The organism is Psychrobacter sp. 1Y4 (genome assembly GCF_051847555.1).
This window is the reverse complement of sequence record NZ_JBPYDE010000375.1, coordinates 1-814: the sequence shown is the minus strand read 5'-3', so window position 1 is coordinate 814 and position 814 is coordinate 1. Positions and strand designations below refer to the sequence as shown.

The following is an 814-nucleotide window of genomic DNA, read 5'->3' as shown; positions in this document are numbered from 1 at the left end:
ATTCTTCCCAGCAGGTCTAGTATTGTATTGGACAGTGAACAACTTGTTCAGTATGACTCAGCAATATATTGTAAATAAGAAAGTTGAAGAAGAGCAGAAACGTCGCACGGTAAAAATAGTTGATTAACTGACGCTCTATCAAAAGGATAAAAACAAAAACCATCGCGCAAGCGGTGGTTTTTTTATAAGTGCTAAAATGTTATCCACAGCTTATCAACATTAAAGAAAAACTATCAATGATTAGTCCGCGTTTCAAAGTTTGCTTTGTCACTATGAGCACAGACGTCTATAATGGGATTTTTAGCTATTGAGAGTCATTGTGGATTCCTTAGAGATGGCATTAGCCGCACCTAATTCTTCTGAAAAATCTAATACCTCTGGACTCGCCACGATTGCTGCGATTGCAACGCCGCTTGGGCGAGGGGGCGTGGGTGTCATACGTCTGTCAGGTAGCCGTGCTTATGCCATGGCCTGCGCGCTGACGGGTAAATCTGCTTTTACGCCGCGTATGGCCAGTTTTTGCCGTTTTTATCAGGCGGATGGTACTGTTATTGATGAAGGGCTAGTACTGTTCTTCAAAGGTCCGCATTCATTCACGGGTGAAGATGTGATTGAACTGCAAGGGCACGGCGGCGTCATTCTACAGAACCAGTTGCTTGCACGTGTATTTGAGCTGGGCGCCAAACAAGCGAGTGCCGGAGAGTTTTCTTATCGTGCTTTTGATAATGATAAGTTGGATTTGGTGCAGGCAGAAGCGATTGCCGATGCAATTGATGCGACCAGTGCGGCGGCGGCGAGTAGTGCCATCCGCTCT

1 pseudogene is annotated in these 814 nt (G+C 45.6%); it reads left to right on the top strand.

From position 1 onward, the window contains the following. Positions 1-334 precede the first annotated feature (334 nt). Positions 335-814, top strand: a pseudogene (trmE, locus tag ACS8FC_RS16425) (tRNA uridine-5-carboxymethylaminomethyl(34) synthesis GTPase MnmE); the annotation flags it as partial.